Source organism: Bradyrhizobium sp. Leo170, assembly GCF_004296405.1.
Classification (GTDB): domain Bacteria; phylum Pseudomonadota; class Alphaproteobacteria; order Rhizobiales; family Xanthobacteraceae; genus Bradyrhizobium.
The window spans coordinates 1-7,958 of record NZ_PSRR01000378.1; the positions used below are offsets into that span (position 1 = coordinate 1).

The 7,958-nt window shown below is 63.5% G+C and carries 8 protein-coding genes; 4 read left to right on the forward strand and 4 right to left on the reverse strand.

Annotated features, from left to right (window positions below; translation table 11 throughout):
- Positions 1–175 precede the first annotated feature (175 nt).
- From CWO89_RS37510 to CWO89_RS37520, 3 genes are all read right to left on the reverse strand, one after another.
- On the reverse strand, positions 176–787 hold the full coding sequence (locus CWO89_RS37510) for a flavin reductase family protein (RefSeq protein ID WP_130583395.1): 612 nt from the start codon (positions 785–787) through the stop codon (positions 176–178).
- A gap of 132 nt (positions 788–919) precedes the next feature.
- Positions 920–2,194 (reverse strand): acyl-CoA dehydrogenase family protein, encoded by a 1,275-nt coding sequence (locus tag CWO89_RS37515; RefSeq protein WP_165421489.1) that lies wholly within the window; start codon positions 2,192–2,194, stop codon positions 920–922.
- A gap of 138 nt (positions 2,195–2,332) precedes the next feature.
- The gene (locus tag CWO89_RS37520) at positions 2,333–3,112 is read right to left on the reverse strand and encodes an SDR family NAD(P)-dependent oxidoreductase (RefSeq protein ID WP_130583396.1); all 780 of its coding nucleotides are present in this window, start codon (positions 3,110–3,112) and stop codon (positions 2,333–2,335) included.
- Between the two features lie 183 nt (positions 3,113–3,295).
- Between CWO89_RS37520 and CWO89_RS37525 the strand changes: the two genes are divergently transcribed.
- The 3 genes from CWO89_RS37525 to CWO89_RS37535 are packed head-to-tail and all read left to right on the forward strand — an operon-like array spanning position 3,296 to position 5,455.
- Positions 3,296–4,087: an enoyl-CoA hydratase/isomerase gene (locus CWO89_RS37525; RefSeq protein WP_130583397.1), complete on the forward strand. Its 792-nt coding sequence runs from the start codon at positions 3,296–3,298 to the stop codon at positions 4,085–4,087.
- Complete coding sequence (locus CWO89_RS37530) at positions 4,084–5,070, forward strand: phosphotransferase family protein (RefSeq protein WP_130583398.1); 987 nt, start codon at positions 4,084–4,086, stop codon at positions 5,068–5,070. The genes CWO89_RS37525 and CWO89_RS37530 overlap by 4 nt, the downstream gene beginning before the upstream one ends.
- A gap of 1 nt (position 5,071) precedes the next feature.
- Positions 5,072–5,455 carry a DUF6285 domain-containing protein gene (locus CWO89_RS37535; RefSeq protein ID WP_130583399.1) on the forward strand — a complete coding sequence of 128 codons (384 nt, stop codon included), beginning with the start codon at positions 5,072–5,074 and terminating at the stop codon, positions 5,453–5,455.
- A gap of 112 nt (positions 5,456–5,567) precedes the next feature.
- On the opposite strand, the gene CWO89_RS37540 is transcribed toward CWO89_RS37535, so the two are convergent.
- Entirely contained in the window at positions 5,568–6,347 is a 780-nt protein-coding gene (locus tag CWO89_RS37540; RefSeq protein ID WP_028164941.1) for an enoyl-CoA hydratase-related protein, read from the reverse strand.
- Between the two features lie 218 nt (positions 6,348–6,565).
- Between CWO89_RS37540 and CWO89_RS37545 the strand changes: the two genes are divergently transcribed.
- On the forward strand, positions 6,566–7,840 hold the full coding sequence (locus tag CWO89_RS37545; RefSeq protein ID WP_130583400.1) for an acyl-CoA dehydrogenase family protein: 1,275 nt from the start codon (positions 6,566–6,568) through the stop codon (positions 7,838–7,840).
- The last annotated feature ends 118 nt before the right edge of the window (positions 7,841–7,958 follow it).

Below are 7,958 nucleotides of genomic sequence, written 5' to 3' on the forward strand. Positions count from 1 at the left end.
CAGCGAAGCAATCCATCGCGCCACTTGCGGAGACGTGGATTGCTTCGCTGCGCTCGCAATGACGTGGAGAGAGCGTGCCGATTGCACGAACGTCGTAGGGTGGGCAAAGCGCAGCGTGCCCACCATCGCGCGCAGAGCGTCAGACGACCGCGGCGCGCCTGCTCGCCCTACGGATCTACGGCTTCGCGCCCTCGGCGGTCGGAAACACCACCCGGTCATCGGTGCGGCAATAGCGGTCGGCGAACATGCGGCCGACCGGGTGGTAGCGCTCCATGTGCACGCGCATGGCCTCGCGGTCCCACAGCTCGTCGCGGATGTAGAAGTGGATGCCTTCACCCATGATCAGCCGGCGGTCGTTGACGTCGATGATCTTCCAGGTCTTGCATTCCATCGCCCATGGCGCGTCGGCAAGGCGCGGCACCGCCACGCTGGTCGATGGCGCAAGCTTGAGCCCGAGATAATCGGGCTCGCCGACATCAGGCGGAAAGTCGCCGCTGGTCTCGTGCATCGCGTGCGCCAGCGGTTCGTCGGTCATGTTGACCACGAACTCGCCGGTACGCTCGATATTGACAAGCGTATCCTTCACCCGCCCGTCCGGCCGCAGATTGACCGCGAACATGCAGAGCGGCGGGTCCTCGCAGAACACGTTGAAGAAGCTGAACGGCGCGGCATTGACAACGCCGGTTGGGCCTGTGCTCGTCACCCAGGCGATCGGTCGTGGCAGCACGAAGGATGCCAGCACCTTATATCGCTCGCGGGGCTTCAGATCGCTGGCAGCGTATTCCATGGTGGCTTTCCTCAGAGATCGTAGGGCGGCTAGATTCGTAGGGTGGGCAAAGCGAAGCGTGCCCACCATTCTGGCTCGGCTCGTGAAGGTGGGCACGCTTCGCTTTGCCGACCCTACGAATCGCCGCGCCCTTTACGGCATGCTCAGTTCGTGCCGGCCGACCACCATCCAATGCACCTCGTCCGGACCGTCGGCGAAGCGGAGGTGGCGGACGTCCTGGTACATTTCGGCCAGTGGCGTCCATTGCGAGATGCCGGTGGCGCCGTGCATCTGGATCGCCTGGTCGATGATCTTGCAGGCGCGCTCGGGGATCATGGCCTTGACCATGGAGACCCAGACGCGCGCTTCCTTGTTGCCGAGCACGTCCATCGCCTTCGCCGCCTTCAGCACCATCAGCCGCATCGCCTCGATCTCGCAGCGCGCCTGCGCGATGATCTGGAGATTGCCGCCGAGATGCGCGATCTTCTTGCCGAAGGCTTCACGGGTGAGGCCGCGCTGCACCATCATGTCGAGCGCCTTCTCCGCTTTGCCGATGGTGCGCATGCAGTGATGGATGCGGCCCGGCCCCAGGCGAACCTGGGAGATTTCAAAGCCGCGGCCCTCGCCGAGCAGCATGTTCTCCTTCGGCACCCGGACATTGTTGAAGCGCAGATGCATGTGTCCACGCGGGGCATGATCCTGCCCGAACACATGCATGGGGCCGAGGATCTCGACGCCGGGCGTGTCCTTTGGCACCAGGATCTGCGACTGCTGCTTGCTTGGCGGCGCATCCGGATTGGTCTTCACCATCACGATCATGATCTTGCAGCGGGGATCGCCGAGGCCGGAGATGTAGTATTTCTCGCCGTTGATGACCCACTCGTCACCGACGAGCTTGGCGGTAGTGGAGATGTTCTTGGCGTCCGACGAGGCGACGTTGGGCTCGGTCATGGCGTAGGCCGAACGGATCTCGCCGTTCAGGAGCGGCTTCAGCCACATCTCCTTCTGCTCCTTGGTGCCGACACGCTCCAGCACTTCCATGTTGCCGGTATCAGGCGCCGAGCAGTTCATGGTCTCGGAGGCCAGCGGGCTCTTGCCGAGCTCGGACGCGATATAGGCGTAGTCGAGATTGTTCAGGCCTTCGCCGGTCTCGGCGTCGGGCAGGAAGAAGTTCCAGAGGCCTTCCTCCTTGGCCTTCTTCTTGGCTTTCTCCAAAACCTCGATCTGGCCGTCGGTAAAGCTCCAGCGGTCCTTCTTGTTCTCGCCGTGCCGATAGAATTCGACCGACATCGGCTCGACGGTTTCCCGGATGAACTTCTTCACATGCTCATAAAGCGGACGGACCTGATCCGACATGCGGAGGTCGTTGAGCTCGTCGCCCGGATTGAGCGTGTAGTTGGTGGTCCGGGGTATGTAGGCGTGTTTCATGTTCTTCCTCCCATCGCCGAGATCGTTGCGGCCAACCATAGACGCGGTGGTTTCAAAGTGCGAGCGCGCTTTTTTCATGGGTGCCTGCGCTGACGCAGCGCAGGACGCCATTGCCGCATGACGGAATTCGAACAGCGTTTAAAACGCTGTGTAGCCGCCGTCGATCACGAAACAATCCGTCGTGTGATACGACGACGCATTGCTCATCAAGTAGACCGCGATGCCGCCGAAGTCGGAAGGCTCGCCGAAGCGGCGCACGGGGATGCGTGGCATCACATTGGCGACGAATTTCTCGTTCGACATGATGCCAGCCGTCATCTCGCTCTTGATCCAGCCGGGCAGGATCGCATTCGCGGTGACGCCATGGCGGGCAAGCTCGACGCCGAGGGCGCGCACGAGCGCGTTGATCGCGGCCTTGGTGCCGGCATAGTGCTCGTTGCGCGCGGTGCCGAACAGCGACGCCAGGCTCGAGGTGGCGACGAGGCGGCCGAAGGCGTCGCCAGCCTCGGCGCGCTCGGTCATGTGGCGGGCGGCAGCCTGGAAAACGTGGAAAACGCCGTCGAGATTGGTTGCGAACATCGTTCGCCATTCCTCCTCGGTGCGGTCGATGAAGGCGCGTCGTCCGCCGCCGCCGATCCCGGCATTGGCGAAGCAGCCATCGACGCGGCCGAAAGTGTCGAGCGTCGCCTTCATCGCATCCTGCACCGAGGCCGCATTACTGACATCGCAGATGCGGGTGTCGACCTTGCCGGGACCCGCCGCCATCGTTGCCGCAGCCGCCTTGTTCTTCTCGGCGTTGCGGCCCCAGATCGAGACATCGCAGCCGGCGGCATTCAGCGCCTGCGCGATGCCAAGCCCGATCCCGCCATTGCCACCGGTGATGACCGCGACGCGGCCGGAGAGGTCGAAGATGCTCATGGTATTTTTTCCTTGGCGTATTTCCCTGGGGTGTTTCCATTTGGCCTGACGCACGTTAATCGTGCATCCGAAAGCGAGGCGTGCTTGCTCCACCATGGACAAGCGCGTCTCAAAAATCAAATATGGGTCGAAGATTTGGCCTACCGCGTTACCCATGGCGCGGGTGCAACCCACGAGGAAACAATGCAATTTAAACATGTCACGCTCGATTTCGATGGACCGGTCGCGGTCCTCAAGCTCGACCATCAGGAGGTCATGAACGCGGTGTCGATCGACATGCTCGGCGGCCTCGCCGAGGCGCTCGATGCGATCGAGGACAAGCGGGACGAGGTGCGCTGCCTTGTGATCACTGGTGCCGGCCGCGCATTCTGCACCGGCGCCAATCTGCAAGGACGAAACAACCAGACGCCGGGCAAGCGTAACGCAGGCGCGGCGCTGGAGACCGCGTTCCATCCGTTCCTGCGGCGGTTGCGCAATCTGCATTGCCCGATCGTCACCGCGGTCAACGGGCCGGCGGCGGGCGCCGGCATGAGCTTCGCGCTGATGGGCGACATGATCCTGTGTGCGCGTTCGGCCTATTTCCTGCAGGCGTTCCGCCGCATCGGTCTGGTGCCGGATTGCGGCTCGACCTGGCTCTTGCCGCGGCTGGTCGGCAAGGCGCGTGCGATCGAATTGTCGCTGATGGGCGAGCGACTGCCGGCTGAGAAGGCGCTGGAATGGGGCCTCATCAACCGCCTCCATGACGACGGCGCGCTGATGGACGAGGCGATGAAGCTTGCGCATGAGCTTGCCAACGGGCCGACGGTTGCGCTGTCGCTGATCCGCAAGCTCTATTGGGACAGCCCGGAGAATTCGTTCGAGGATCAGCTCGACCTGGAATACCAGTCCCAGCGGCTTGCCGGCACCACCGAGGATTTCAAGGAAGGCGTCACCGCGTTCCTCGAGAAGCGCCCGGCGAAGTTCAAGGGCAAATGATCGAAGCCGAGCTCGCGCGCTGCGTCGCGTCCTTCCGTCCGGGGGCGACCGGCGTCACCGGCGCCGCAAAACTTTCCGGCGGCGCCAGCCAGGAGACCTGGACGTTCGATATCGTGCATCCGGACGGCACTATCGGCGCAATCCTGCGCCGCGCGCCGCCGGGCTTTGGTGCAGCACCCTCGCGCGCGGCCGGGCTCGATGCCGAGGCGAGCTTGATGCAGCTCGCGCACGACGCCGGCCTGCCGTCGCCGCGCGTGCTGCACGTGCTGAATCCGGAGGAGGGGCTTGGCACCGGCTTCATCATGGCGCGCGTCGAAGGCGAGACCATCGCGCGCAAGATCCTGCGCGACGAGCAGTTTGCGAAGGCGCGGCCGCTGCTGGCGCGCCAGCTCGGCAAGGTCGCTGCCGGCATCCACGGCTTGCCGGCGGCGAAGCTGCCGAAGCTGCGGCAGATGACGGCGACCAAGGAGATTGGCGATCTCGAGCGGGAATATCGCAGCTTCGACTGGCCGCGCCCGGTGTTCGAACTGGCGCTGCGCTGGTTGCGCGACCACGATCCCGGTCCATCGGACGAGGTGACGCTGGTGCATGGCGATTTCCGCCATGGCAACCTCATCATCGGTCCTGACGGCGTGCGCGCGGTGCTGGACTGGGAGCTCGCGCATTTCGGCGATCCGATGGAGGATCTCGGCTGGATCTGCGTCAACTCCTGGCGCTTCGGCGAGATCGACAAGCCGGTCGGCGGCTTCGGTTCGCGCGAGGAACTGTTCGCAGGTTACGAGGAGACCGGCCGCAAGGTCGATCCTGTCAGAGTAATGTTCTGGGAAGTGATGGGCACACTGCGCTGGGGCGTGATGTGCTGCGGCATGATGCAGCGCTTCCGCACTGGTCCGGACCATTCCATGGAACGCGCGATGATTGGCCGCCGAGCGTCGGAGACCGAGATCGATCTGCTCAGGCTATTGGCACCGCGAGGGCGTTGAGATGCAGGATGAACCGACACCCAACGAGCTGATCAAGGCGGTCGCCGATTTTCTGCGCAGCGAGATCGCGCCTGCGATCGAAGGCCACAACGCGTTCAAGCTACGCGTCGGCATCAACGCGCTCGACCTGGTGATACGGCAGCTAACGCTCGCGCAAGCGGCCGATGCTGCCGAGGCTGCGCGGCTGCAGAAATTGCTCGGCACCGATGGTTCGCTGTTCGAGCTGAACCGTGCGCTTTCGGAGAAGATCGCAAAAGGCGAGATTGATCTGCAGACACCGGGGCTGGCCGAGCATCTCTGGCAGACCACAATGGACAAGCTCGCCGTCGATCAGCCGAACTATGCGTCGTACAAGCGGGAGATAGGCACCGCTTCGAAATCGTAGTTGTGTCGTCATGCCCGGGCTTGTCCCGGGCATCCACGTGCTTCCTTCATCGAAGTGCCAAAGAACGTGGATGGCCGGGACAAGCCCGGCCATGACGGAGAGGGCAGATAACTTACTTCCCCACCCACTTCGGCGGGCGCTTCTCGGCAAACGCCTTCGGGCCCTCGATGTAATCCTGCGAGGCTGCCATCGCCTTCACCGCGGGGTAATCGCGCTGCTCGTTGATTGCCTGCTCCAGCGACACGGCCAGGCCGCGTTCGATGGTCTGCTTGGAGGCGCGGATCGACATCGGCGAGTTCTTGCAGATGGTCTCGGCCCAGCGCACGGCAGCGGCGAGCGCTTCGCCCTGCGGCACGACCTCGTTGACGAAGCCGAGCTCGTGGCCTTCCTTGGCGCTGACGTGACGCGCGGTGAGGATCATGCCCATCGCGCGCTTCAGCCCGATCTGCCGCGGCAATCGGTGCAGGCCGCCGGCGAGCGCGGCGAGACCGACGCGCGGTTCCGGCAGCGCGAAGGTCGCGTTCTCGGCGGCGATGATGAGGTCGCAGGCGAGTGCGATCTCGAAGCCGCCGCCCATCGCCACGCCATTGACGGCGGCGATGATCGGCTTGTCGCAGTCGAAGCGCGAGGTCAATCCACCGAAGCCGCCCTTGTCCCAGCCGCGCTTGCCGCCGGCCGCCTGCCATTTCAAATCGTTGCCGGCGCAGAACGCCTTGTCGCCGGCACCGGTGACGATCGCGACCCATTGCTCGGGATCGGCGGAAAAGTCGTCGAACACCTTGTTGAGCTCGAAATGCGCGTCGATATGCAGCGCGTTGTACACCTCGGGGCGCGACAGCGTTACGATCGTGATCGGGCCCTTGCGTTCCACCTTCGAGAATTTCAGATCCATATTCGCTCCCGCTGATTTTCTGTGGCGAAGAATATTGGCCGCGATATTAGCGCCGGCTTGGGGTTTGATGCCACTCAATTACGCAAGCAAGGCGCGCATGCCAAGCGCGACGTGATTGCTTGACTTGAGCGCCGTCTTCTCACCTTAATCGACGAAGCAGGAGCGCGCAGCGCCTAAACGCAAAACGACAATCAACGATATCTCCGGGAGAGACTGCCTTGGATTTCAACCTGCCGGCCGACCTCGTCGCCTATCTCGCCGAACTCGATTCCTTCATCGCGCGCGAGATCAAGCCGCTGGAGGAGGCTGACGACAACATCCGATTCTTCGACCACCGCCGCGAATGGGCGCGCACCGATTTCGACAATGGCGGCCTGCCGCGGCACGAATGGGAGGCGCTGCTGCGCAAAGCAAAGGACCGCGCCGATGCCGCGGGCCATCTACGCTTCGCGATCCCGAAACGCTATGGCGGCAAGGACGGCTCCAACCTCTGGATGGCCATGATCCGCGAGCATTTTGCCTCCAAGGGTCTAGGCCTGCACAACGACCTGCAGAATGAGCATTCGATCGTCGGCAATTTCCCTGTCGTCACCATGCTGGACCGCTACGGCAGCGACGCGCAAAAGGCGATGATCGACGGCTCGATCACTGGCAAATACCGCATCACCTTCGGCCTCACCGAGCCCGACCACGGTTCCGATGCGACGCATATGGAGACCAAGGCGGAGCCTGCGACCCGAGACAACGTCAAGGGTTGGCTGATCAACGGCGAGAAGATGTGGACCACGGGCATGCATGTCGCGACCCACTGCGCGCTGTTTGCGCGCACGTCAGGCAATGATGGCGACGCGCGCGGCATCACCTGCTTCCTGGTGCCGGCGAAATCGGAAGGCGTGAAGGTCGAGCAATATATGTGGACCTTCAACATGCCGACCGATCATCCCCGTGTCAGCTTTACGGACGTGTTCGTGCCTGAGGATGCGCTGTTCGGCGAAGTCGGCCGCGGGCTGTCGCTGGCGCAGTGCTTCGTGCACGAGAACCGCATCCGCCAGGCCGCGAGCTCGCTGGGCGCCGCCGTCTACTGCATCAACGAAAGCGTCAACTATGCGCGGGAGCGAAAGCCGTTCGGCAAGGCGCTGGCCGAGAACCAGGCCATCCAGTGGCCGCTGGTCGAACTCGCCACGCAAGCGGAGATGCTGCGTCTCTTGATCCGCAAGACCGCCTGGGAAATGGACCAGCTCACCCAGGCGCAGGTCGAGCACACGCTCTCCGACAAGGTCTCGATGTGCAACTACTGGGCAAACCGCCTGTGCTGCGAGGCCGCCGACCGCGCCATGCAAGTCCACGGCGGCATGGGCTATTCACGCCACAAGCCGTTCGAGCACATCTACCGCCACCACCGCCGCTACCGCATCACGGAAGGCAGCGAGGAAATCCAGAAGCGCAAGGTGGCGGGCTTCCTGTTCGGCTATATGGGAGCGGGGAAGCGCTAGCCCCGCACTCCACTGTCGTCCTCGCGAAGGCGGGGACCCATAACCACAAGTGGATGTGATAAGCAAAGCTGTAACTGCTTGCTCGCGCCACAACGCCGCCCTGTGGTTGATGGGGTGG

What these genes read in the sequence shown, in the direction of transcription:
- CWO89_RS37510 (WP_130583395.1), bottom strand. Translation starts at nt 787, where the DNA reads ATGGAATACGCTGCCAGCGATCTGAAGCCCCGCGAGCGATATAAGGTG.
- CWO89_RS37515 (WP_165421489.1), bottom strand. Translation starts at nt 2,194, where the DNA reads ATGAAACACGCCTACATACCCCGGACCACCAACTACACGCTCAATCCG.
- CWO89_RS37520 (WP_130583396.1), bottom strand. Translation starts at nt 3,112, where the DNA reads ATGAGCATCTTCGACCTCTCCGGCCGCGTCGCGGTCATCACCGGTGGC.
- CWO89_RS37525 (WP_130583397.1), top strand. Translation starts at nt 3,296, where the DNA reads ATGCAATTTAAACATGTCACGCTCGATTTCGATGGACCGGTCGCGGTC.
- CWO89_RS37530 (WP_130583398.1), top strand. Translation starts at nt 4,084, where the DNA reads ATGATCGAAGCCGAGCTCGCGCGCTGCGTCGCGTCCTTCCGTCCGGGG.
- CWO89_RS37535 (WP_130583399.1), top strand. Translation starts at nt 5,072, where the DNA reads ATGCAGGATGAACCGACACCCAACGAGCTGATCAAGGCGGTCGCCGAT.
- CWO89_RS37540 (WP_028164941.1), bottom strand. Translation starts at nt 6,347, where the DNA reads ATGGATCTGAAATTCTCGAAGGTGGAACGCAAGGGCCCGATCACGATC.